This window comes from Sphingomonas sp. HDW15A (assembly GCF_011301715.1).
Lineage (GTDB): Bacteria > Pseudomonadota > Alphaproteobacteria > Sphingomonadales > Sphingomonadaceae > Sphingomicrobium.
Genome location: NZ_CP049870.1, coordinates 2207100 through 2229072 on the forward strand (window position 1 = coordinate 2207100; position 21973 = coordinate 2229072).

Genomic DNA, 21973 nt, shown 5'->3' on the forward strand with positions numbered 1-21973 from the left:
AACGCATCTCGCGTTTCCGAAACGAAGCCGCACACGTCTCACCGCACGTAGACAAAGTTGAATGATCCTGTCTTTCCGATCCGCCTTGACGGTGTTCGCGGCACTTACCGCGTCGCAGGTCGCTCCCGCCCAGGTAACGAATGAGGCGGAGCCGCTCATTGCCAACGGATCAAGCGTCATCCCGACTCAAGTTGTGCTTCAGCCGATCGAGGCGAGTGCCGCGCTCCCGCAAAAACTCGAAGATCCGCTTCAGCCTGTCGCCGAAAACCCCACGCAGACTTCCGAGTACGCGTCGGAGCTTGAGATCGACCCGCACGCGTCGCTCGCCGAAAAGGTCGCAGCGCTTCGCGGCAGCGACCCGGGCGATCGCGAAATGGAATGTCTCGCAGCGGGAATCTATTTCGAATCCAAGAGCGAGTCACTCGCCGGACAGCTCGCCGTGGGTCACGTGATTGCCGATCGCGCAGCCAGCGGCCGCTTCCCCAGCTCCTATTGCGGCGTGTTGTTCCAGCGCGGACAATTCAGTTTCGTTCGTGGCAAGAGCTATCCGTCCGTTCCGCGCTCGAGCCGTCAGTGGCAGGATGCGGTGGCGATCGCGAAGATCGTCGACCAGAATATGCATGAGTCCCCGGTCGCCAAGTCACTATTCTTCCATGCCAAGCGTGTTTCGCCCGGCTGGCGGATGAAGCGCGTTGGAAGCGTCGGCAATCACGTCTTCTACCGCTAAGGCCCTTCCTCCAGTTCCTATAATGTTCTAGCCATCGGCGATGGCCTCATCGCCGCTCGACTCATGCTTTGCCGGGGAATCGCCGGTTGCCGCAGACGTGGCGCGCGGAGTCACGCGCCTGTTCTGCCGGCGCGACTGGTTCGCGATGTGTGAGGTACCGCTGCCGAACGGTCGGCGAGCCGATTTGATGGCCATCGACCAGAAGGGGCATCTCACCATCGTCGAAATCAAGGTCAGCAAGGCGGACCTGGTCGGCGACCTCAAGTGGCGCGACTATCTCGATTATTGCGACCGATTCTTCTGGGCCGTGCCGCAGTCGCTTTGCCCCATTCTGGAAGACGCGCACTTTCTTCCGGCAGACTCGGGTCTTCTTGTTGCCGACCGGTACGACGCGGCAATCATGCGCGAAGCCATGCTGCGGCCACTTGCACCGGCCCGGCGGAAGGCGGAAACCCTCAATTTCGCACGGCGCGCCGCGCGCCGCCTTTCGGCGCAAATCGATCCGACCCTCGGTTTCGGAAGCTAGAGCTTCAGCTTCGCTGCGCCGGTGGGCTTCACCGTGTCGATTAAACGTAGGAGTTCGGGAACCCGCGTTTCGCGCTTGGCGTAATCGCGTGCCGTGTAACCGACGCGGTCGGTCTTGTCCGAGTCAGCTCCTTGGCTAAGCAAAAGTCTTACCATCGCCGGCTGGCGTTGCTGGACAGCCGCGATCAGCGCGGTTTCGCCCAGCCTGTTGGCCTTGTCGATGTTCGCGCCTTTGCCCAGCAGGCGTGTCGCGCCTTCCTCGAAGCCGAGCCGGGATGCGATGATCAGCGGTGTGTCGCCATCGCGGTCCGCGATGTTCGGATCGGCACCTTTCGACAGCAGATATCCAACCCAGTTGTTGCTTTTCAGGCGCGTGACGATGTGGAGTGCCGATTCACCGTCGTCGCCGCGATAATTGACGACGGTCGACCCCTCGGCCTCGACCATCTCGACGACCTTGGCGCCATTGCCTTCGCGAACGGCCTTGAGGAACATCGGCCCGTCGTATCCGAACCCGATCTGGGCGCCGAGCGGAGCGGATGTGCCCGCAAGCGCGATTGAAAACATCAATGCCAACGCTGCTCTCTTCACCGTATCTTCCTCGTCCACCCTTGTTGCTTCGGCTATGGACGTTCATGGCTACACGCTCGATGAACGGACGAAAACCCTTCTGGGAAAAGCCCCTCGAACAGCTCGACCGCGGCGAATGGGAAGCGCTGTGCGACGGCTGCGGCCGCTGTTGCGTGCACAAGCTCGAGGATGAGGACACCGGCCAGCTCTATCCCACCAATGTCGCTTGTAAGCTGCTCGATAGGCGCAGCGGCCAGTGCACCGACTATGCCCGGCGAAAGTCGCTGGTGGACGATTGCGTGGTCCTTCGCCGCGACCGACTGGACGAACTGGAATGGCTTCCCGGGACGTGCGCTTATCGTCTGCGCTTCGAGGGCAAGCCGCTTCCGGATTGGCATTATCTCGTCTCCGGCAGTCGCGAGACCGTCCACGAAGCGGGGCAATCGACCCGCGGCTGGACGGTCAGTGAAATGGATGCCGGCGAACTCGAGTGGCACATTGTCGATCGTCCGCTCTGACCTCCTTGACGACGGCGAGACGTGGCCCTGGCCGCTCGAACTCCGGGTCGATCGCCGCGCCCGTCGATTGAGGCTCCGGATCGATGCCGACCGACGCCGCGTCGTTCTTACCTGCCCTCCGCGGGCCAGCCGCAGAGCAGCGCTGGAATGGGCCAACGGACAGCGCGACTGGGCGAAAGGCGCGATCGCCAGGATCCCAAAATGGAATCCGATTGTTCCAGGCGCGACCATCCCCTTCGATGGCCGCGAGGTGGCCCTTAACTGGGAACCTGCCGAGCCGCGAACCCCGGCACTTCGCGGCGGCACCCTGGTTTGCGGCGGGCCGATCGAATCGTTCGAGGCGCGGATTTTGCGCTGGCTTCGTGCCGAAGCGCTGGAGCGGCTTTCCGGCGAGACGGCCGCGGCGGCTTTCTTTGCTGGCGTCACCGTTAGTTCGGTTCGCGTCGGTGACGCCGGCACGCGTTGGGGCAGCTGCTCGTCGGCCGGTGCGATCCGCTATAATTGGCGGTTGGTGATGGCGCCGCCCCATGTTCGGCAGTGGGTCGTGGCGCATGAGGTGGCGCATCGCGTCCACATGAACCACGGCAACGCCTTCAAGGAACTGGAAGCCCGGATTTACGGCGGCGACGGAGCCGCCGCCCGGTTAGAGCTGCGAAGGATCTCCGCGCGGCTGAAGGGGTCGGGCGCCGACTGTGAGCGTGGCTGCTGTTGCCGCACCGGTTGTTCGCGCGGCTGCACCGGAGCGCGCTGGGGCGGCGGGGGCGGGCTGTTGAAAATGCGGTCGAGTTCGGTCTGGTCGGGCCCGCGCTGATCCGGGCTAGGAGAGGGTGTGGCCGGAGCCAGCGGATCGGCCGGTTGCGGCCCGATCGGCATCCCGTTTTCGTCGACCAGGATCGGGCCGGTCATGTTTTCGTCGTAGGGTGCGCCCCACATTTCCTCGTCGGGCTCCAGCTGCCAGTCAGGCAGGGGCACGTCGGTCTCGAAATTCTCGACTGGGCGATTGGCCACCGCCACGACCATGAAATCGCGAAAAGCCCTTGCCGGCGCGGTTCCGCCCTGCAGCCCGCCGACGGCACGCGCGTCGTCGCGGCCCATCCACACGCCGGTCGTGATCCCGCTTGAAAAGCCGATGAACCAGCCGTCCTTGTTGGAACTGGTCGTTCCGGTTTTGCCGGCAACGGGCCGTCCGATTTGCGCGGCCCGGCCGGTCCCGCTGAGGACTGCCGATTGGAGGAGATCGGTCATTCCCGCCGCCACCCACGGCGCGACCAACACGCGCTCCTCGTTGCGCTCGTGCTGGTAGAGCAGGCGGCCGTCCGCGGTGACAACGCGCCGGATGGCATAGGGCATGACACTAACGCCGCGGTTTGAGACCGACGCGAAGGCGCGAGTCATGTCGATCAGCCGAACGTCGCTCGTTCCGAGCACCATCGATGGAAAGGTCGAAATGTCGGTGCCGATCCCGAATCGCCGGGCCATGTCCGCAATCGTTCCGAACCCGAACTGCTCGCCGATCTTGGCGCTGATGGTGTTGATCGAACGGGAAAAAGCCTCCCGCAGCGTCACGGGCCCGGCGTTGGTCCGTGTCGAGTTGCGCGGCGTCCAGCCATCGATCGTCACGGGCTCATCCACAACGACGTCGGTCGGTTTCATGCCATTCTCGAGCGCGGTGAGATAGACGAAAAGCTTGAACGCGGAGCCAGGCTGGCGCTCTGCCTGGGTCGCCCGGTTGTAGATCGAATCGACATAGTCGCGGCCGCCGACCATCGCCCGCACGGCACCATCGCGGTCGAGCGCGACGAGTGCGCCCTGGGCGCCGCGCGGAACATTGGCGTTGATGGCGCGGTCGGCCGCCAACTGCATTCGCGGATCCAGCGTGGTCCAGACATCAATCGGCTCGGAGGTTTCGTCGATCAAGGTATCGAGTTGCGGCAATGCCCAGTCGGTGAAGTAGCGGGCACTATTCTGCTTCGACGGGGGCTGGAGCCGGATGGTCGCGGGGTCGATGCCGATGACGGCGGATGGCGAGACGAAACCGTTCTGGACCATCGTTGCAAGCACGACGCTGGCGCGGCCGCGGGCGGCCTCGACATCGGCGGTCGGCGAATAGTTGGAGGGCGCCTTGACGAGACCGGCGATGATCGCCGCTTCGCCGAGGCTCAGACGGTCGGCGCCATGCCCGAAGAATGTCCGGCTGGCGGCATCGATGCCGTAGGCCCCGCCACCGAAATAGACGCGGTTGAGGTACAGCTCGAGGATCTGGTCCTTGGAGAACTTCCGCTCGAGCGCGAGGGCCAGGACGCCTTCCTTCACCTTGCGGCCGAAGGTCCGGCTGTTGGTCAGGAAGATGTTGCGGGCGAGCTGCTGGGTGATTGTCGATCCGCCCTGCCGCCAGCGGCCGCTTTCAAGCCGTACCTTGAAGGATCGGGCGATGCCGATCGGGTCGACGCCGATATGGCTTCGGAAGCGCTTGTCCTCGACCGCGATCATCGCCGAGCGCATCGTCTTGGGGATGTCGTCGTACGGCAGCCAGCGGCCAAAGGTCGGGCCCATCGAGACGAGCAATGTCCCGTCGGTCGCCCGGACCCGGACCATCTGTCCAAGGTCGTCGCGCTGGGCAAGCTCGTCATAATCGGGAAGCGAGCTCATCGCGATACCAACTGCGACGGCCAAAGCGACAACGGCGAGAATAGCCGCAGCGACGAGATACTTGAGCGCAGTCACGACCTTGCCGCCGGAGCTCTTTTGGGCTGATCGTGCCATTCGCCCTCAAGCGTTAGTTGGAAGCTTCTGCAGCAGCAAGCGTCAGTCGTTTTCGGATTCGTCGCTCGCGGCGAAATCGAGCGCCGCCGAATTGATGCAGTACCGCAATCCCTCCGGGCCGGGCCCGTCCGGGAAGACGTGGCCGAGATGGCCCTCGCACTTCGCGCAGCGCACTTCGGTCCGAACCATCCCGTGGCTGTCGTCGCTTTTTTCGCTGACAGCTTCACTGTCTGCCGGGCGAGTGAAGCTCGGCCACCCGGAGCCGCTGTCATATTTCGAGCCGCTTTCGAACAGGGGCGCGCCGCATCCCGCGCAGCGATATTCGCCCTCGCCTTTGTTCTCCAGAAGCGCTCCGCTCCACGGCGGCTCGGTGCCGCCCTCGCGCAGGATTCGATATTGTTCGGGGGTGAGCTTCGATCGCCATTCGGCGTCGCTCAGCCGGGATTCGCGCATATCGTTCATGGCGCTGCTCCTGTGGCTCATGGTGTGAAGCTTGCCTTAACCATGTTTTCATTCCTGCGGGAATAGCCTCGCGGGATGTCGGGCCACAGGTACGCCCTTGTTGTCGGTTTGACCGTGCTTGCCGCGGCGATCGCTCACGTCCGTCCGGCAAGCGCGCAATGCCGCCTGTGCGAAACGCCCAGTGTTGCGTCCCAGGAATCCAGCGATGAGGAGTCGCTCGATATTTCGGTCGACACCGATCTCGATTTCGACCGCCTGCTGCTCGCCAGCACTGGTGAAGGAAGTGCGCGGCTGACACCCGATGGGACGCGACTTGCGAGTGGCTCGATTGCCTCGATCGGCGGACGCGCGGTTGTCGCCAGAATCGTCGTCAGCGGCCGTCCCGGCCGCAAGGTTTCCATTGATTTGCCGAAGCGGGTGGAGCTTCGCGGGATCAAGGGCGGATCATTGGTCGTCGAATCGGTGATCAGCGATCTTCCAAGCGATCCAGCGCTCGATTCAAACGGCAAGCTGGAGTTCCGGATCGGCGGCGAGCTCGTCCTAACTGGCGATGCCGATGGGGAATATCGCGGCGACGTGCCGGTCTCCGTCGACTACCTGTGACAGCGCGGAAACAGTGAACAACCCGGTAACCATGACTCAAAGCAAAGCCGTAAGCGGTTGCGGTTAATGAGACGGTACGGATGGCGAGCCCGAGGGTTCGGACAGCCGACGATTTGGAACCAGTGGGGAATTTAGACATGTTCAATCAGTTCAAGAAGACGGCGCTGGTCGCCGCTGCCGGTCTCGCCTTCGTCGCGACCCCGGCGTTCGCAGCCAACGGCAACCCGGCCACGGAAACTGGCACGGCCAAGGTCCGCATCCTTCAGCCGCTGTCGATCGACAACATTAACGGCACGCTCGACTTCGGTGTGTTGGTGAAGGGCACCACGGTCGCCCCGGCTTCCTACTACAACTTCACGGTCGACACCGCCGGCGCTTTCGGCGGCTGCGACGCGGCCTGGGCCTGCTCGGCGACCAAGACGGCCGCGAATTTCACCGTCAGCGGCGCTCCGGATGAAAGCGTCCAGGTGACGATCGACCCGTCGGTCGACCTCGATGGCGTCACCGGCGCGACCAACGACTTCCTCGATGTCGATCTTGAACTCAGCGGCGACGACAACCTCGATGCCGTTGAAGAGACGAGCCTCGTTCTAACCGGCGGCGATGCAACCTTCAGCGTCGGCGGTACGCTGCGCGTTCGCGGCGATGTTTTGACCGGCACGTACAGCGAAACCTTCACGGTCTCGGCTGAATATCTCTAAGACAATCGTCGGCTTCCCTCAAAGGGAACGGCGGGGCGGGGAGGAAACTCCCCGCCCTTCTTTTTGCGCATGCGTCGGCTGAAGTCTTAACCCGCCGGTAACCATGCTTCGGCGCACTTTTGAAAGCATGACAAGGTTAATGGTCCGCTTACCTTGACGCCATTCCGGCGTAGATTTTTCGGGAAGTGAACATGTTGGTTTCAGTTCGCAAAATCCTGTTCGGCGCTGCGGCCATAGCTGCTTTTGGCCTCTGCTCGACCGGCGCTCAGGCCGCTACGGCCAACGCCACGGCAAAGGCCAATGTGTTGAAGCCGCTGCAGATGACCGGTGGCGGAACGGTCGACTTTGGGACCATCGTCACGCCGTCTACCGCAAGTTTCTCAGGCACCTTCACGATCGACGCCGCCGGGAGCCAGACGTCGACTTATTGCGCCAGCGGCTTCGCCTGCACCGGCACCCCGGCGGCAGCGATGTTCAACCTGCAGGGATCGAACAACGCCAACATCACGCTAAGTGTGCCGCTCAATGTGACCTTGACGCTCCAGGGCGCGACGGGCACGCCGCCGACGCTGACCTTCGTCACGAAGCATAGCCTCGCTGCCAACAACGGAACAGGCAATTATACCATCCAGCTTCCCAACTCCGGCTTCCCGGGGCTCAATTTTTATGTCGGCGGAAGCGTCACCATCGATCAGGCAACGGCCGGCGGCAGCTACCAGGGCACGTTCACGGTCACCGCCGATTATCAGTAGGATCCTCTCCTTCGTGGCCGGTAAAGGCGAGGTTCTCCGGAACCTCGCCTTTTTCGTTTCCGCGCACCGGGCGCGCTTTCGAAATGCTGAGGAGTCATGGTTAGGAAGATACTAACCATTTTGGACCAAACTTCCTTCTGACTGCCGCTCGGCAGAAGTGGGGAGAATTTCGCATGCGTCATTACCGCCGTTCGCTGGCCGCTGTTGCCGGCCTCTTCGCCAGCCTGCTGTTGGTACCGACCGCGAATGCCGGGGTTGGCGATTTGCTCGTTGCCCCCACGAGAGTCATCCTCAACGGCGGACGCGGGACGGAAATCATTCTCAAGAATGTCGGCGATGCGACGGCGACTTACCGGGTCTCCGCTGAATTCCGCAGGATGACCCCGGAAGGCAAGCTCGTCGCGGTCACGGACCCCAATGGCGACGAGAAGGCCGCGGAGGAAATGGTCATCTTCGCTCCGCGAAAGGTAACCCTTCCTCCCAACGAGCCGCAATCGATCCGTGTTTCAGCCCGCGCGCCCGCCGGCCTTGCCGACGGCGAATATCGAATCCACCTGCTCTTTCGCGCGATTCCGGATCCCAAGCCTGTCGACAAGCCGGCCGAGGCCTCGACGGTCGCGTTCCAGCTCATCCCGATCTACGGCGTGACCATTCCCGTCATCGTCCGCCTCGGTAAGGTCGAGGCGAAGGCCGCGATCGCCAATGTTCGACATATCGCCGGAAAGGGCGGCGAAGAGGTGTCGCTGACGCTCTCGCGCAACGGCAATCGCTCCCTCTTCGGCGAGATTCGGGTGATGAAGGCAGGGGTCAAGACCCCGGTTGCGATCGCCAAGGGGATCGCCGTCTATCGGGAAATCGACAGCCGCACCGTCGTGGTGCCCAAGGCGGCCGACTATAGCGGTTCGCTAAGCGGCCCGGTCACCGTCCAGTTCTACGAGACCACCGACAGCGGTGCCGTCCTTTCCGCCGAAACGAGCGCGGTCCTTTAAGGGAGGTAGCTTCAGGGGACCCGTGTTCATGGCGTTCTTCCGGCATTGGTGGAAGGTGCTGGCCGCCCTTCTCGCGCTGATTGGCGCGGGAACGGTGGCCGCTGTCGCTTCCGCGCCGGTCGCCGACGGCTGGAGCGCAGACCCGGACGAGCAATTCCTGCTCGATGTCAGCCTTCGCCGCCTGCGCCTGGGCGACGGTGTCCGGGCCTACACAACCCCAAGCGGCCCCTGCCTGGTATTCGGCGACTTCCTGACCGCTCTCGACGTGCCGATGAAGATCGATCTTGAGGCTAACCGGGCTTCCGGCTGGGCGTTCGACCAGAAAAACAGCATCGAAATCGACAAAGCCGCCGGCATTGTTATTCTAAAAGGCAAACGCGAATCATTTGCATCAACGGTCGTTCGGGATGTACCTGAAGGCTGGTGCGTTGATGCCCAATACCTCGGCCGATGGTTTTCGCTCTCGCTCGAAGCGAAGACCGGAATCTCGCTCCTGCAGGTCGAAAGCGAAGCCAAACTTCCGGTTGAACTCGCGGCCGAGCGGCGACTTCGCGCTGCCCAACTCAAGCGGAAGGCCTCGATCGAGACCGCCGATCTGCCGCGGGTGCGTCTGCCATATCGTCTTTGGCGGGCCCCCGCGCTTGAATTCATGGTCAATGCCGGCGCGACCTACAGCGCCGATAGTGGACTGAAGGTCGACCGTTCCGTCGCCGTCGCTGGTGCGGGCGAGATTGCGGCCATGTCTTACTCCTTCCGGGTCAGTGGCAGTTCGGAGCGGGCGATCGACACCGTCCGCGCCCAGATTTATCGCTCCGATCCCGACGGAAACCTGCTCGGCCCGCTCAAGGCGACGCATTTCGCCATCGGCGACGTGGAAGGCGTGCGCAGCGATTTCAGCGGTGGCAGTGCCGTCGGCCGCGGCGTCGTCGTTACCAACGAGCCACTCACCCACCGATCGAACTTCGATCGCACGTCCTTCACCGGCGAGTTGCCGGACGGCTGGGACGCGGAACTCTATCGTAACGACAGCCTCGTCGCCTTCTACGACGGCGCTGACGGCGACGGCCTCTATCATTTCGATAACGTCGAGATGCTTTACGGCGAAAATAACTTCGAAGTCGTACTCTATGGCCCGCAGGGGCAGATCCAGCGCCGGGTCGAGAGCGTCAATGTCGGCCAGGACAACGTGCCCCCGGGTACCTTCTGGTACTGGGCTGGCATTCGTCAGCCGAACACGCCATTGCTGGCCTTCCGGGAATCCAAGTTCCAGTCCGAGACCGAGCTGATCGACTCCCGTGAACCGAGCAAGGCGCCGGATGTCGCCGTGGAGGCTCGTTACGGTGTGTCGGAACGCCTCTCGGTCGGCGCGCTTATCCGCTCGCTCGAGGTGCAGGACGAGCGCCTGTCCTACGTCGAGGGGTCCTTTCGCTACTCAATCGGCCGCGCGCTCGGCGAACTGGCCATCGCCCGCGACACGCGCGGCGGGACGGCCTTTCGCGCCCAGGTCGCGACCAAGGTGGGGCGTGTCAATCTCAACGCCGCCACCCAATTCTCGCAGCAGTTCATCGCCTCAACCGACGAATCGGGAACAGCGATCAAGGCCGAGCATCGCCTCGGCGCCTCGGTTCCGATCAAGCTTGGACAGGTCGCCATGCCGCTAAGTGGCGATGTCCGCCTCGTCGAGCGTTTGGACGGGGGCAAGGAGCTCGACGCCGCTGCGCGATTGTCCACCCGGATCGGCCGCTTCAACCTCGCTGGCGAGACGACGGTCCGGCGCCAGCTCCGCCAAGGCGATAATGAAGCCAAAGGAAACGAAGTTGACGCATCTCTGATCGCCTCGGGCTATGTCGGACGGGTTCGGCTGCGCGGCGGTGCAAGCTGGAAGGTGGAGCCGGAGCGCCGCTTCGACAGCGCCGAAATCAATGCTTACTGGTCGGCTGGCGAAACCACCGATCTCGAGGCGGGAATTGCATACACCGCGGACACCCAGCGCCTTCGCGGCCGAATGAGCTACATCCGACGCTTCGACGCGATGGCCGTGTCGATTACCGGTGAGGCGGCCAGTGATGGCTCGGTCGCGGCCGGGGTTAGCCTCAATTTCGCGATGGACCCGTTCCAGGGCAATTGGCGGCCTACGCGACAGAGACTGGCGACAACCGGGCTCGTCAAGGCGCGCGTATTCGAGGATTTGAACGAGAACGGGCGGCGCGACAAAGATGAACCGGCTGCCGCTGAGGCCTTCGTCACGACCGGTCTCAAGCTTGCGGACCGCCCGACCGACAAGAACGGAACCACGCTGATCGGCGGACTCGCGCCTTACGTCCCCGTTGCGGTCGGAATCGACCAGTCGAGCCTAGCCAATCCCGCCCTTGCCCCGGCCAAGCCGGCGCAAGTCGTTGTTCCACGCCCCGGCGTCGATGCGACTGTAGAGATCGCGCTTGTCGGCGGCGGCTCGATCGAGGGCTATGCCGCGAAGGAAGACGGCAGCGAATATGAGGGGCTGGAACTTCAGCTGGTTGCTCTGGACGGCGAGGTGCTGGCGAGCGCGATGAGCGACATCGACGGCTATTTCCTGTTCGAGCGAGTGCGTTACGGAAGCTACAAGCTGCGGCTCGCGCCAGGAACCGCCAAGGCCATATCGGCGAGCGCGGACCTTGGCGTGGCGATCGTCATAGACCGCGACAAGCCGCTCGGCAGACTGGGAGTGGTTCGCATCCTGCGCTCATCCAGCCTGGCTCAAGCCGCCTCGTCAGCAGAGTCGTCTGGCACGACATTGCGCTAAAGCGATTTTGCAACGCATTCGCAGATAATCACTGTCGGATGGACGGACAGGCGAACAGTCCCCCGGACTGTTCTGGTTTCGATGATGGTGCGGTCGAGAAGACTCGAACTTCCACGTCCTTTCGGACACAACGACCTCAACGTTGCGCGTCTACCAGTTCCGCCACGACCGCACTGAAAAAGCGACGGAGCCGATGCCCGCCGCCCTGGTAAGGCGCGGCCTCTAGCATCGCGAACCGGTGTGCGCAACGCCCTTCAATTTGCTCCATTTTGGGCCAATTCCTAAAAAGCTGTTAACCTTTTGCCGCGCTCATGCTTTCATGCCTGTGATGAGCGTTCTTCTTCTCTTTCTTGCTGCTACCGCCAGTCCCCAGGACGTTTCGGCGATGCGCCGAAGTGAAGCCGCGACCGGCACTCGGGCGACGGCCTCGGTCAGCGTTCGGATCATCAGCGGTGCAAGAATCTCATCGAGCGAATCGCAGGACGCGGGCCTTCCCCTCATCCAGGCGAGCAGCATTCGTACCGAAGGCGGCGAGCTACGCCCCGCCCGCCTGGTCGAATTCAACTAGGTTCTTATCCCCCGATCGAGACGAGGCGTAGGCGCAGATATTTCCCGCCGTCGGGAACGCCCATTTCCGCACTATGGAAAACCTTGCTGTCATTCGGCGGCAGTGTTTCGGCCGGTGGCGCGATCGTCCAGCGGTATATGACCGTCTGCTTGTTGTCGGCGAGAAGTTCAGCCTGAAGCGGCGGGACACGCTGGCTCTCGTCGGTTGGGTTGACGATCCGCCCGCTCACCGTGAACAGGTCATTCCCGCTCGCCAACCGTTGCCGATCCTGGCTTAGCCCCATAACCTGGAGGGGTGTTCCGCCACGGTCGGCAATTCCGATCCGTGCCTTTATGTCGGCTGGTGCCAGGAACCAGAAGGCAACGGCCGCCAACGCGGCTAGCAACAGCGCGGCCAGGACAAGCGGCCAGGCTCGCCGCTTACGCTCGCGGCCCTCATCCTCGAAATAAGTTTGAAATTCCATTGTTTCCGAGGAGGCTTGTTCGCTCCATTCCGGCCCGGTCTCGACCTGTTCCCAGCGTGGATCCTCGGCTGTCACGGTCTCCGCGGCTGCAACCGGTTCCGGCTGGGAAAGGACGCGCTCGTCGGGATCGGGTACCGGGACTGGTTCCGGGGCTGGCATGTCTTCAGGAAGGACCGGCGCCTCCTCGGCCACCATTTGCGGTTCCGGCTCCCCCGGCTGCTCTTCTCTAGGCTCAGGATCCTGGTGCCAGCTGTGCTTGCAGGAAGCGCACCGCACCTGCCGGCCGCCATCGGGGATGGCGCCGTCCTTGACGACATATTTCGTGCTGCATTCAGGACAGGTCAGGATCATGGCTGGGCAAGAACCCTCCCGCTTGAGGTAGAAGTTCGGTAAACAGCATGTTGGCGTCATTGGCAAGGCGCGTCCCTCGTGTCACTAGCTGTCGCGAAAGGGCTTGGCTGCCGCTGTTAGTGGGGGTTTTTCTTGTCGACGATCGTCGAGTTCGACCGCGTGGGCCTCCGGTACGGGACCGGTGCCGAAATTCTTCGCGACCTCGACTTTCGCCTCCAGCGCGGCGCTTTCTACTTTCTCACCGGCCCGTCCGGCGCCGGCAAGACTTCGCTCCTCAAATTGCTCTATCTTGCCCAACGGCCGACGCGGGGCCGGATTCGGCTGTTCGATCAGGACCTAGCCGAACAGCCGCGTGTCGCGCTTCCCGGTTTCCGGCGACGGATCGGCGTGATTTATCAAGACTTCCGCCTGATCAGTCATTTGTCGGCCTTCGACAATGTAGCGCTGCCGCTCCACATCGCCGGTGCCAGCGAGGAGGAAACGGAAGGGCCGGTCCGGGAAATGCTGGCCTGGGTCGGCCTTTCCGATCGCTCAAGCGCAAGGCCGCCGACCCTGTCGGGCGGGGAGCAGCAGCGCGTCGCGATTGCTCGCGCAGTCATCGCCAGGCCCGAATTGCTTGTCGCGGACGAGCCGACCGGAAACGTCGATTCCGAAATGGCCAAGCGCATCCTGTTCCTCCTTGGTGCACTCAATCGGCTTGGCACGACGATTGTCGTCGCTACCCACGACCTTTCCCTGGTTGCCGCTACCCCCGGCGCGCATCTGATGCGGATCGACAAGGGCACCTTGGTCGACCCTACCGGCGCCCTGCGGCATCCGCCAATTTCCGAGGTCCTGTCATGATCGGCGCGCTCGTTGCCGCGACTCCGGCCGAGCGCCGGCTACTCGGCGGTGGACGGTTCAAGGGCCCGACGCCCTACGTCCTGGCTATCATGACCTTCGTCATGGTCATCATCGCAACTGCAGGGCTCGCGCTCGCCAATGCCGCCGGTCTCGCGGCCACGGGCACCGAGCAGCGTTATTCCGTTCAGATCGTCGGCGGCGCCGATCGACAGCCACAAGCCGCTGAAGCGCTGGGGAGGATCGAGGGAATAAGCGCCGTCCGGCCCGTTGACCCGAAGGCGATGCGCGCAATGCTCGAGCGCTGGCTAGGGCCGGAAGGTGCCGGAGACGATCTGCCTCTTCCGGCGCTGATCGACGTCGATCTCGCCCCAAGGGCCTCGCTCGATGATGTCGCGAAGCGCATTGAAGGCGCAATCTCCGGGGCGCAATTCATCGCCCATCGCGAAGCCCTGGCCCCGCTCACCGCGGCTCTTCGATCGCTCGGGCTTCTTGCAATCGGCCTCGTGGTGCTGATCGCAATGGCGACCGCCGCAGCCGTTATTCTCGCGACTCGGGGCGAGCTGGTTGCTCATCGCGCGACCATAGAGGTTATGCACGGTATCGGCGCGACCGACGACCAGATCGCCCGCCTTTTCCAGCGCCGCATCGCCCTGGATTCCCTAGTCGGCGGAACGGCCGGCGCGGTCCTTGCCGGCGTAGTGTTGCTCGTCGTGGCGGGAGCGATTCAGGGCTGGGCCGAAGGCTTCGGCGGGGCTGTCGTCATTGGTGCGATAGACATCGCGATTCTGGCGCTCCTGCCCCTGCTGGTCGCAATTCTGGCGACATTTGTCGCCCGCTACGCCGTACTCCGGTCGCTTGGGGAACGGCTATGATCCTGCGCCTCGGCTCGCTGGTGGCAATCCTCTATGCCCTCGGCTTCTTCCTGTTCTCGATTACGCTCGCCGAGCCGGCGGATGCCGACGCGCGAACGGACGGGATCGTCGCCATTACTGGGGGCGAGGGACGTATCGAGCAGGGCGTAGCGATGCTCGGCGACGGTCGCGGCAAGCGCATGCTGATCGCGGGGGCCGATCCGTCGGTGACCAAGGGGGATCTCGTGCGCCGTCTCGGAGGCAAGCGGCAGCTCGTGCAATGCTGCGTCGATCTCGGGTCGGAATCGGTCGACACCCGCTCAAATGCAGAAGAAGCGCGGCGCTGGATCCGCAAGCGCGGCTATCGTTCGATCAGGCTGATCACGAGCGACTGGCACATGCGCCGGGCGGAGTATGAGTTTCGCCGCCAACTCGGCAAGGATGTTACGGTTCTACCGGATGCGGTTCGAAGCGAACCGCGCTTCGTCACCCTCTTCGGCGAATATAACAAGTACATTCTTCGCCGCCTCGCGGTTTGGCTCGACATCTGATGGCGCTGATCCGCTCGATCCTCTTCAACCTACTGTTCTTCCCCGGAACGGCGATACATTGTTTCGGAGTTCTAGCGGTCAGCCCGATGGGCTCGGGCCCGGTGCAGGCCATCGTCCACAGCTGGTCGCGGATGCACTACTGGCTTCTTCGGCACGTCATGGGCATTAGCTTCGAATGGGAGGGGAAACTTCCGGCGGGTCCCTACCTCATCGCCGTCAAGCACGAGTCGATGGTCGAGGCGATCGACACCCTGCGCTTCGCCGATACGCCGGTCGTCGTCTTGAAGCGGGAACTTGCCGACATCCCCGTCTTCGGGCGGGTGACGCGACGTTATGGCGTCATCCCGGTCGATCGGGACGCCGGCGCCACGGCCCTTCGTCAGATGATGAGCCTCGCCAAACAGGCCGTCGTCGACAGAAGGCCGGTGATCATCTTTCCGGAAGGCACCCGGGTTCCGCGTGGGGCGCGGCCGCAGCTTCGGCCGGGTTTTGCCGGCCTTTACCGAATGCTTGGGCTGCCGGTTGTTCCGATTGCCGTCGACAGCGGGCGGGTCTGGCCGCGCGGCTTCGTGAAGCGGTCGGGAACGATTCACTTCAGGGTGGGCGAGATCATCCCGCCCGGCCTCAAGCGCGAAGAGGTCGAGGCGCGCGTGCACGCTGCGATCAACGCGCTGAATCTGCCTACGACCTGAGCGTCGCCCCGAGCTTCTCTGCCGCCGCGACAACCTTCTTCGACACATCGCTAATCTCCGCGTCGGTCAGTGTCGCCTCAGTCGGCTGCAACGTGACTTCGACAGTCAGGCTGAGGCCTTGGTTGCCTTCGTAACGATCGAAGATTCGCGTGTCGGCGATCAGCACCTTGTCCGAGCCCCGTATGGCCCGGACCAGGGCGTCCGCGGCGATGTCGTCAGGCACTATGAAGGCGAAATCGCGGGTCAGCGCCTGCAGTGCCGGCGGTGCATAGGCGAGGCGCGCCCGGCTGCTTGATCGCGGCGCGGGAATGGCGTCGAGGAAGATTTCTGCCGCGACTGTCTCTTCAGGCAAGTCGAGCGCCTTCAATACGCGCGGATGGAGCGCACCGAACTGGGCGAGAATGGTCTTCGGACCAAGACCGAGCGTGGCGGATCGCCCCGGGTGCCACCATTCGCCCGCGCTCATGGTGAGCTGCAAGTTGGTAACCGGCGCCCCAGCCGCATCGAGGATGGCGAGCACTTCGGCCTTGGCGTCGAAAGCGTCGAAAGCTCGCGCCTTGCCAGTTTGCCAGTTGCGCGGTGTGCGCTCACCGGCCAGCAGGAGGCCGAACGTCGGCCGTTCCGCATCGGCGAGGTAGCGTCGGCCGACTTCGAACAGGCGGACGCTGTCGGCGCCGCGGTCGCGGTTGCGCCGAGCGGCGACGGCCAGGCCAGGAAGCAGCGACGGCCGCATATGCTTCATGTCTTCGCTTATCGGATTTGCGAGCTTGTGCGCCGCTCCGCCGAACAGGTCCGCTTCGCGTTCGGCAATGAAGCTCCACGTCACAGCTTCCTCAAGCCCGCGCGCAGCGGCGGCCCGCCGTGCCCGGCGCTCGATCATTTGGCCTCGGGTCGCGGTGGCGCGCGCGACCCCGTCCGGGCGCGGCAATGGAACCGACGGGATCTTGTCCAAGCCCACTATGCGGATGATTTCTTCCACCAGGTCGGCACTACAGTCCACGTCCCGGCGCCAGGTGGGCACGTTCGCCTCCGCCCCGTCCACGGTAAAGCCAAGCCGTTCCAGGATCGCGACCTGCTCGTCCTTGGCGACCTGCATTCCGCCAAGCTCCGCAACCCGCTCGGGCCGGAACGGGACCCGTCGTGCACCGGAGGGCGGCTGTCCTGCGCGAACACTCCGGCTCGCCTCGCCGCCGCAATGCTCGAGGATCATGCCGGTAAGGATCGCCAGCCCGTCATCAAGGAATGCCGGATCGACTCCGCGCTCGAAGCGCGTCCTGGCATCGCTGGTCAAGGCCAGCGCCTGACCTGTCCGCGCGATGCGGTCGGGGTCGAAATAGGCGATCTCCAACAGGACATCGGTCGTGTCGGCGGCGACACCGCTATGCTCGCCGCCCATGATCCCGCCGATATCGTGGACGCCATTGTCGTCGGCGATCACCGTCATCTCGGGCGTGAGCGCATATTCCTTCTCGTTGAGTGCGACGACGGTTTCGCCCGGCTTGGCCCGCCTAGCGACGACCGGGCCAGCCAGGGTCTTGAGATCATAGGCATGGCTCGGCCGGCCGAGGTCGATCATCACGTAATTGGTGATGTCGACCACCGCCGAAATCGGCCTTTGCCCCACTGCCTTCAGCCGGGCCTGCATCCACTCGGGCGACGTGCCGTTGGTAAGGCCCCGTATCGTCCGTCCGTAGAAGGCCGGGCAACCATCAGGATCTTGCGTGCGGATTTCGACCGGGCTGTCGAAGTTTTCTTCGATCTCCGGCAATTTGAGCGGCTTGAGCGAGCCAACCCCCGCCGCGGCAAGGTCGCGCGCAATTCCGCGCACGCCCATGCAGTCCTGTCGGTTCGGCGTGATCGAAACGTCGAACACCGGGTCGTCCAGGCCGGCGTATTCGGCAAAGCTGGTTCCCACCGGCGCATCCTCGGCAAGCTCGATGATGCCGCTGTGATCTTCGCCAAGCTCCAGCTCACGCGACGAGCACATCATGCCGTTGGATTCGACGCCGCGGATCGCTGCCTTCTTCAGCGTGAAGTCGCTTCCCGGAACGTAGGTTCCCGGCCCGCCGAACACGCCGATCAGCCCGGCGCGAGCATTGGGCGCACCGCATACCACCTGCAGCGGCTCGCCCGATCCAGTGTCGACGGTCAGCACCTGCAATTTGTCGGCCTGCGGGTGCCGCTCGGCGGTCAGCACGCGGGCGATGGTAAACGGCTTCAGCGCTTCCGCGGGATTGCCGACGTCTTCGACCTCAAGGCCGATGTTTGTCAGCGTCTCGGCGATCGTTGCGGCATCGGCATCCGTGTCGAGGTGGTCCTTCAGCCACGAAAGGGTGAATTTCATGCGCCGACTCCCCCGCTCAGCGTGGGAACGTCGAGGAACTTGAAGCCGTAATGCTTCAGCCAACGCAGGTCGCCGTCGAAGAAGGCGCGCAAATCGTCCATCCCGTATTTCAGCATCGCCAGCCGGTCGACGCCGGTGCCGAACGCGAAGCCCTGCCACTCGTCGGGGTCGAGCCCGCAATTGGCGATGACCTTCGGATGGACCATGCCGCTGCCCAATACCTCCATCCAGCCTTCCGAGCCGCCAACGACCCGGCGGCCCTTTTCCGTCGACCAGCCAATATCGACCTCGGCCGACGGCTCGGTGAACGGGAAATAGCTAGGGCGCAGTCGAAGGACGATGTCGTCGCGCTCGAAAAAGGCTTTCAGGAACGTCTCAAGGGTCCATTTCAGGTGGCCCATGGTGATGCCCTTGTCGATCACCAGCCCCTCGATCTGGTGGAACATCGGCGTGTGCGTGGCGTCGCTGTCGCTGCGATACACCCGACCCGGAGCGATGATGCGGATCGGCGGTTTCTGCGACTGCATCGTTCGGATCTGCACCGGCGACGTGTGGGTACGAAGCACGCGATGGCCGTCACCCTCGATGTAGAATGTGTCCTGCATCGCCCGCGCCGGATGCGCTTCGGGGATATTGAGGGCAGTGAAATTGTGCCAGTCGTCCTCGATCTCCGGGCCTTCCGCGACCGCGAAGCCAAGGTCGGCGAAAATCTCCGTGAGCTCGTCCATCACCTGCGCGACCGGATGGATTGATCCCGTCGGGGCGAAAGGGGCGGGAAGGGAAAGGTCGAGCCGCTCGGTCGCTAGCCTTTCCTCCAGCTCGGCGAATTCCAGGGCCTCCTTGCGCGCAGCGATGGCGGATGTCACCGCCTCGCGCTCGGCATGGATTCTCGGCGCCTCGACGGTGCGCGTGTCTGCATCCATCGCGCCGAGCGACTTCAGCTTGGCGGTGATCGCGCCGGACTTGCCGAGCGCCGCGACGCGTAGCTCCTCGAGCGCCGCGAGGCTTGGCGCCGCTTCGATTTGTTCAACCCAGTTCGACATGGGCCACGCCCTTAGCCGCGCTGCGCCGCACAAGCAAAAGGTTCACGAAGCGACGAACGGGTAGGGGGAAATCGTCTTCTTCGTCCGGTCCACAGCCAGCATCCGGCCCTGCGGCGGAGTCGCGCGATAGCCGCAGTCCAGCCTCGGGCAGATGGCGCAGGCCGGGCCGACCGGAGTCACCGGCGCCCGCTCCAGGTCGTAACCGTCGGCGCAATGCAATTTGTGAGCATGCTCGATGTGGCAGCCTAGCCCGACTGCCAGCAGGCCGCCGCCAAGCTCGGTCTTGATCGGCCGCTCGATGGTCCGCGCGACGGTGAAGAAGCGCTGGCCGTCAGGGGTTTCGATCAGCTGGGTGACCACCTGCCCAGCCGCCTGAAAGGCGGCATGCAGGTTCCAGCGCGGGCAGGTGCCGCCGAACCGCGAGAAAGGGAATTGATCGCCGGCATAGCGCTTCGACACGTTGCCGGCCGGATCGACCCGAAGCATGAAGAAAGGAACGCCACGCTGGCCGGGTCGGCCTAGCGTGGTGAAGCGATGCGCGACCTGCTCGACGTTGGCGCCGAACTCCCCGCATAGGCGGTCGATCGAGTAACGCATGTCCTCGCAAGCGGCCAGGAACCGGCCGTAAGGCATCATGATGGCGCCGGCGGCGTAATTGGCCAGGTGCATGTGCAGAAGCTGCGCGATTCCCTCGTCGGGCGGCGCTGCATCGGCCACCATCCGTTCCAGCAGCGGCGCGAACTCGAGAAGCGCAAGCTGGTATGCCAGGCCGAAGGTGCGGTTTTCCGCACGCAACTGGCTCGACAACAGGAACAGACGCCGTTCCCTGTCGTAAAGTTGGCTAAGGTTGCCGAGCTCAGCTTGAGAAACGACCCGCGCGCTGACCCCCCACGCATCCTTCAGCCGCCGCCGCATCGGTTCGGCCATCGACAGCGGGTCGCTCAGCGCGCCGCCCAGGGTCTCGGCAGCTTCCTCCAGCCGCGGATAATGATTGCGGTGCGCCTGAATATAGTCGCGGACCCAGTTTTCCGGGGTCACCAGCGCCCGCGCGTCGCCGCCGGCCGCCACGCCGCCCTCGCGGCCCGCCTCCTTCAGCGCCGCATAGAGCCGCACGATCGCGTCGGCGACCGACGGCGCATTATTGGCCAGCTCTGCGAGCTCGTAGCGCGGGACGCCGAGGTCCTGGAGCAGAGAGTCGGAGAAGATTTCCGCCAGCTCGTCCGCCCCGACCCCCTGACCGCCGCCAGCGGCAAATGCTCGCATGTCGACGTCGTAGCGTTCGGCCAGCTTAAGCAGCAGTGCCGCCGTCACCGGGCGCTGGTTGCGCTCAAGGTGATTGAGATAAGACGGGCTCACCCCAAGGCTTGCCGCCATGTCGGTCTGCGACAGGTCATGGTCGCGGCGAAGGCGGCGCAGGCGATGCCCCAGGAAAAGCTTAGCGGCGGACACGGGGCATGACTGTCAAATTGTGTCCGTCAACACAAGTCAACTTGTGACAAACCGACACTTTTTGCCGAGACGATTCGCCGAATGCGTGGTTTTCCTTTCCGCCTGACATCCACGCTTTTTCAGGATCGTAGCGTATGACAAGTTTTGACCAATTCGTCCCCGCGCCCAACGGCCGATTCGACGGGATCACCCGTCCCTACGGCCCGGCCGAAGTGGAGCGCCTGCGCGGATCCTTCGTCCCCGACCACAGCCTCGCCCGCCGCGGCGCGCTGAAATTGTGGGAACGGTTGAAGCAGCCCGACCCGGTTCGCGCGCTCGGCGCGGTCACCGGCAACCAGGCGATGCAAATGGTCCGCGCCGGGCTCGAGGCAATCTACCTCAGCGGCTGGCAGGCCGCCGCCGACGCCAACACCGCAGGCGCAATGTATCCCGACCAGTCGCTTTACCCGGCCAATACCGGCCCCGAACTCGCGCGCCGGATAAACCGCACGCTCCAGCGGGCCGACCAGATCGAACATACCGAGGGCGGGGCCCAGCGCGACTGGTTCGCGCCGATCGTCGCCGATGCGGAGGCCGGCTTCGGCGGGCCGCTCAACTGCTTCGAGATCATGAAGGCCTATATCGAGGCGGGCGTTGCCGGCGTCCATTTCGAAGACCAGCTCGCGTCCGAAAAGAAGTGCGGCCATTTAGGCGGCAAGGTGCTAATCCCGACCCAGGCGGCGATCCGCAACCTCGACGCCGCGCGCCTCGCCGCCGACGTGATGGGTGTGCCGACCGTGCTGGTCGCCCGCACCGACGCCGAAAGCGCTCGCCTCATCACCAGCGACGTCGACGAGCGCGACCGGCAATTCCTCACCGGCGAGCGCACGCCCGAGGGCTTCTTCCGCCTCAAGGAAGGCACCGGGCTCGACCATTGCATCGCCCGCGGCCTGGCCTTTGCCGAGCATGCCGACCTGCTGTGGTGGGAAACCAGCCACCCGGACCTCGACGACGCGCGGACCTTCGCCGAAGCGGTACACAAGAAGTATCCGGGCAAATTGCTAGCCTACAATTGCTCGCCCAGCTTCAACTGGAAGGCCAAGCTCGACGAGGCGACCATCGCGAAGTTCCAGCGCGAACTCGGCGCGATGGGCTACAAGTTCCAGTTCGTCACCTTAGCCGGCTTCCACAGCCTCAACCACGGCATGTTCCAGCTCGCCAGCGGCTACCGCGACGGAGGCATGGCCGCTTACTCGCGCCTCCAGCAGGCCGAGCTTGCGGCGGAGGCCGACGGCTACACCGCGACCCGCCACCAGCGCGAGGTCGGCACCGGCTATTTCGACGCGATCGCGACGGCCATTTCGGCAGGTCAGGCATCCACCGTCGCCCTCGCCGAGTCGACCGAGGTCGACCAGTTCGCCCACGCCTAACCGAGAGCGGGAAGGAG

General features: G+C 64.1%; 21 protein-coding genes and 1 tRNA gene. 14 read left to right on the forward strand and 8 right to left on the reverse strand.

What is annotated here, in order from left to right; translation table 11 throughout:
• Positions 1-61: 61 nt before the first annotated feature.
• Together G7076_RS11550 and G7076_RS11555 are read left to right on the forward strand one after the other, a co-directional pair.
• Positions 62-727 carry a cell wall hydrolase gene (locus tag G7076_RS11550; RefSeq protein ID WP_166203013.1) on the forward strand — a complete coding sequence of 222 codons (666 nt, stop codon included), beginning with the start codon at positions 62-64 and terminating at the stop codon, positions 725-727.
• 40 nt (positions 728-767) lie between these two features.
• A complete protein-coding gene (locus G7076_RS11555) occupies positions 768-1253 on the forward strand; it encodes an MmcB family DNA repair protein (RefSeq protein ID WP_166203015.1) in 486 nt (161 codons plus the stop codon).
• Here G7076_RS11555 and G7076_RS11560 read toward each other — a convergent pair.
• Entirely contained in the window at positions 1250-1861 is a 612-nt protein-coding gene (locus G7076_RS11560) for an ankyrin repeat domain-containing protein (protein WP_166203017.1), read from the reverse strand. The genes G7076_RS11555 and G7076_RS11560 overlap by 4 nt on opposite strands.
• A 26-nt stretch (positions 1862-1887) precedes the next feature.
• Here G7076_RS11560 and G7076_RS11565 point away from each other — a divergent pair, with 26 nt between their 5' ends.
• Positions 1888-2340 carry a YcgN family cysteine cluster protein gene (locus tag G7076_RS11565; protein WP_240913797.1) on the forward strand — a complete coding sequence of 151 codons (453 nt, stop codon included), beginning with the start codon at positions 1888-1890 and terminating at the stop codon, positions 2338-2340.
• A gap of 615 nt (positions 2341-2955) precedes the next feature.
• Here G7076_RS11565 and G7076_RS11570 read toward each other — a convergent pair.
• Complete coding sequence (locus G7076_RS11570; RefSeq protein ID WP_166203019.1) at positions 2956-5103, reverse strand: PBP1A family penicillin-binding protein; 2148 nt, start codon at positions 5101-5103, stop codon at positions 2956-2958.
• Positions 5104-5145: 42 nt separating this feature from the next.
• Positions 5146-5556: a peptide-methionine (R)-S-oxide reductase MsrB gene (gene msrB, locus G7076_RS11575; RefSeq protein WP_206367601.1), complete on the reverse strand. Its 411-nt coding sequence runs from the start codon at positions 5554-5556 to the stop codon at positions 5146-5148.
• 84 nt (positions 5557-5640) lie between these two features.
• Between msrB and G7076_RS11580 the strand changes: the two genes are divergently transcribed.
• The 5 genes from G7076_RS11580 (at position 5641) to G7076_RS11600 (ending at position 11392) form a co-directional block, all read left to right on the forward strand.
• Complete coding sequence (locus tag G7076_RS11580) at positions 5641-6168, forward strand: DUF4402 domain-containing protein (RefSeq protein WP_166203023.1); 528 nt, start codon at positions 5641-5643, stop codon at positions 6166-6168.
• A gap of 137 nt (positions 6169-6305) precedes the next feature.
• Entirely contained in the window at positions 6306-6869 is a 564-nt protein-coding gene (locus G7076_RS11585) for a DUF4402 domain-containing protein (RefSeq protein ID WP_166203025.1), read from the forward strand.
• 191 nt (positions 6870-7060) lie between these two features.
• A complete protein-coding gene (locus tag G7076_RS11590; RefSeq protein WP_166203027.1) occupies positions 7061-7621 on the forward strand; it encodes a DUF4402 domain-containing protein in 561 nt (186 codons plus the stop codon).
• Positions 7622-7794: 173 nt separating this feature from the next.
• Complete coding sequence (locus G7076_RS11595) at positions 7795-8610, forward strand: molecular chaperone (RefSeq protein ID WP_240913798.1); 816 nt, start codon at positions 7795-7797, stop codon at positions 8608-8610.
• A gap of 28 nt (positions 8611-8638) precedes the next feature.
• Positions 8639-11392: a hypothetical protein gene (locus G7076_RS11600; protein WP_166203029.1), complete on the forward strand. Its 2754-nt coding sequence runs from the start codon at positions 8639-8641 to the stop codon at positions 11390-11392.
• Positions 11393-11477: 85 nt separating this feature from the next.
• On the opposite strand, the gene G7076_RS11605 is transcribed toward G7076_RS11600, so the two are convergent.
• Positions 11478-11564: transfer RNA gene (locus tag G7076_RS11605), tRNA-Leu, on the reverse strand.
• Positions 11565-11720: 156 nt separating this feature from the next.
• On the opposite strand from G7076_RS11605, the gene G7076_RS11610 reads away from it, so the two are divergent.
• Positions 11721-11960 (forward strand): hypothetical protein, encoded by a 240-nt coding sequence (locus G7076_RS11610; protein WP_166203031.1) that lies wholly within the window; start codon positions 11721-11723, stop codon positions 11958-11960.
• A gap of 4 nt (positions 11961-11964) precedes the next feature.
• Here the strand turns inward: G7076_RS11610 and G7076_RS11615 are convergent, their stop codons facing one another.
• Positions 11965-12774 carry a zinc-ribbon domain-containing protein gene (locus tag G7076_RS11615; protein ID WP_166203033.1) on the reverse strand — a complete coding sequence of 270 codons (810 nt, stop codon included), beginning with the start codon at positions 12772-12774 and terminating at the stop codon, positions 11965-11967.
• A 132-nt stretch (positions 12775-12906) separates the two neighbouring features.
• On the opposite strand from G7076_RS11615, the gene ftsE reads away from it, so the two are divergent.
• Genes ftsE through G7076_RS11635 form a run of 4 tightly spaced genes read left to right on the forward strand, consistent with a single transcriptional unit; the run spans position 12907 to position 15711 of the window.
• A complete protein-coding gene (ftsE, locus tag G7076_RS11620; RefSeq protein ID WP_166203035.1) occupies positions 12907-13617 on the forward strand; it encodes a cell division ATP-binding protein FtsE in 711 nt (236 codons plus the stop codon).
• The gene (locus G7076_RS11625; protein ID WP_166203037.1) at positions 13614-14489 is read left to right on the forward strand and encodes a cell division protein; all 876 of its coding nucleotides are present in this window, start codon (positions 13614-13616) and stop codon (positions 14487-14489) included. The genes ftsE and G7076_RS11625 overlap by 4 nt, the downstream gene beginning before the upstream one ends.
• Positions 14486-15019: a YdcF family protein gene (locus G7076_RS11630; RefSeq protein ID WP_166203039.1), complete on the forward strand. Its 534-nt coding sequence runs from the start codon at positions 14486-14488 to the stop codon at positions 15017-15019. The genes G7076_RS11625 and G7076_RS11630 overlap by 4 nt, the downstream gene beginning before the upstream one ends.
• Positions 15019-15711 carry a lysophospholipid acyltransferase family protein gene (locus tag G7076_RS11635; RefSeq protein ID WP_346774094.1) on the forward strand — a complete coding sequence of 231 codons (693 nt, stop codon included), beginning with the start codon at positions 15019-15021 and terminating at the stop codon, positions 15709-15711. Before G7076_RS11630 ends, G7076_RS11635 begins: the two co-directional genes overlap by 1 nt.
• Here the strand turns inward: G7076_RS11635 and pheT are convergent.
• Genes pheT through G7076_RS11650 form a run of 3 tightly spaced genes read right to left on the reverse strand, consistent with a single transcriptional unit; the run spans position 15701 to position 20547 of the window.
• Complete coding sequence (pheT, locus tag G7076_RS11640; protein ID WP_166203041.1) at positions 15701-18055, reverse strand: phenylalanine--tRNA ligase subunit beta; 2355 nt, start codon at positions 18053-18055, stop codon at positions 15701-15703. The two genes, G7076_RS11635 and pheT, sit on opposite strands and share 11 nt — an antisense overlap.
• Entirely contained in the window at positions 18052-19098 is a 1047-nt protein-coding gene (pheS, locus tag G7076_RS11645; RefSeq protein ID WP_166203043.1) for a phenylalanine--tRNA ligase subunit alpha, read from the reverse strand. The genes pheT and pheS overlap by 4 nt, the downstream gene beginning before the upstream one ends.
• Positions 19099-19140: 42 nt before the next feature.
• A complete protein-coding gene (locus G7076_RS11650; protein WP_166203045.1) occupies positions 19141-20547 on the reverse strand; it encodes a short-chain fatty acyl-CoA regulator family protein in 1407 nt (468 codons plus the stop codon).
• Positions 20548-20681: 134 nt separating this feature from the next.
• Between G7076_RS11650 and aceA the strand changes: the two genes are divergently transcribed.
• The gene (gene aceA / locus G7076_RS11655; RefSeq protein ID WP_166203047.1) at positions 20682-21956 is read left to right on the forward strand and encodes an isocitrate lyase; all 1275 of its coding nucleotides are present in this window, start codon (positions 20682-20684) and stop codon (positions 21954-21956) included.
• Positions 21957-21973: the final 17 nt, after the last annotated feature.

What these genes read in the sequence shown, in the direction of transcription:
- G7076_RS11570 (WP_166203019.1), bottom strand. Translation starts at nt 5,103, where the DNA reads ATGGCACGATCAGCCCAAAAGAGCTCCGGCGGCAAGGTCGTGACTGCG.
- aceA (WP_166203047.1), top strand. Translation starts at nt 20,682, where the DNA reads ATGACAAGTTTTGACCAATTCGTCCCCGCGCCCAACGGCCGATTCGAC.
- G7076_RS11615 (WP_166203033.1), bottom strand. Translation starts at nt 12,774, where the DNA reads ATGATCCTGACCTGTCCTGAATGCAGCACGAAATATGTCGTCAAGGAC.
- msrB (WP_206367601.1), bottom strand. Translation starts at nt 5,556, where the DNA reads ATGCGCGAATCCCGGCTGAGCGACGCCGAATGGCGATCGAAGCTCACC.
- G7076_RS11595 (WP_240913798.1), top strand. Translation starts at nt 7,795, where the DNA reads ATGCGTCATTACCGCCGTTCGCTGGCCGCTGTTGCCGGCCTCTTCGCC.
- G7076_RS11630 (WP_166203039.1), top strand. Translation starts at nt 14,486, where the DNA reads ATGATCCTGCGCCTCGGCTCGCTGGTGGCAATCCTCTATGCCCTCGGC.
- G7076_RS11600 (WP_166203029.1), top strand. Translation starts at nt 8,639, where the DNA reads ATGGCGTTCTTCCGGCATTGGTGGAAGGTGCTGGCCGCCCTTCTCGCG.
- G7076_RS11625 (WP_166203037.1), top strand. Translation starts at nt 13,614, where the DNA reads ATGATCGGCGCGCTCGTTGCCGCGACTCCGGCCGAGCGCCGGCTACTC.
- G7076_RS11610 (WP_166203031.1), top strand. Translation starts at nt 11,721, where the DNA reads ATGAGCGTTCTTCTTCTCTTTCTTGCTGCTACCGCCAGTCCCCAGGAC.
- G7076_RS11585 (WP_166203025.1), top strand. Translation starts at nt 6,306, where the DNA reads ATGTTCAATCAGTTCAAGAAGACGGCGCTGGTCGCCGCTGCCGGTCTC.
- G7076_RS11580 (WP_166203023.1), top strand. Translation starts at nt 5,641, where the DNA reads ATGTCGGGCCACAGGTACGCCCTTGTTGTCGGTTTGACCGTGCTTGCC.
- G7076_RS11590 (WP_166203027.1), top strand. Translation starts at nt 7,061, where the DNA reads ATGTTGGTTTCAGTTCGCAAAATCCTGTTCGGCGCTGCGGCCATAGCT.
- G7076_RS11555 (WP_166203015.1), top strand. Translation starts at nt 768, where the DNA reads ATGGCCTCATCGCCGCTCGACTCATGCTTTGCCGGGGAATCGCCGGTT.
- G7076_RS11550 (WP_166203013.1), top strand. Translation starts at nt 62, where the DNA reads ATGATCCTGTCTTTCCGATCCGCCTTGACGGTGTTCGCGGCACTTACC.
- G7076_RS11565 (WP_240913797.1), top strand. Translation starts at nt 1,888, where the DNA reads ATGGCTACACGCTCGATGAACGGACGAAAACCCTTCTGGGAAAAGCCC.
- pheS (WP_166203043.1), bottom strand. Translation starts at nt 19,098, where the DNA reads ATGTCGAACTGGGTTGAACAAATCGAAGCGGCGCCAAGCCTCGCGGCG.
- pheT (WP_166203041.1), bottom strand. Translation starts at nt 18,055, where the DNA reads ATGAAATTCACCCTTTCGTGGCTGAAGGACCACCTCGACACGGATGCC.
- G7076_RS11635 (WP_346774094.1), top strand. Translation starts at nt 15,019, where the DNA reads ATGGCGCTGATCCGCTCGATCCTCTTCAACCTACTGTTCTTCCCCGGA.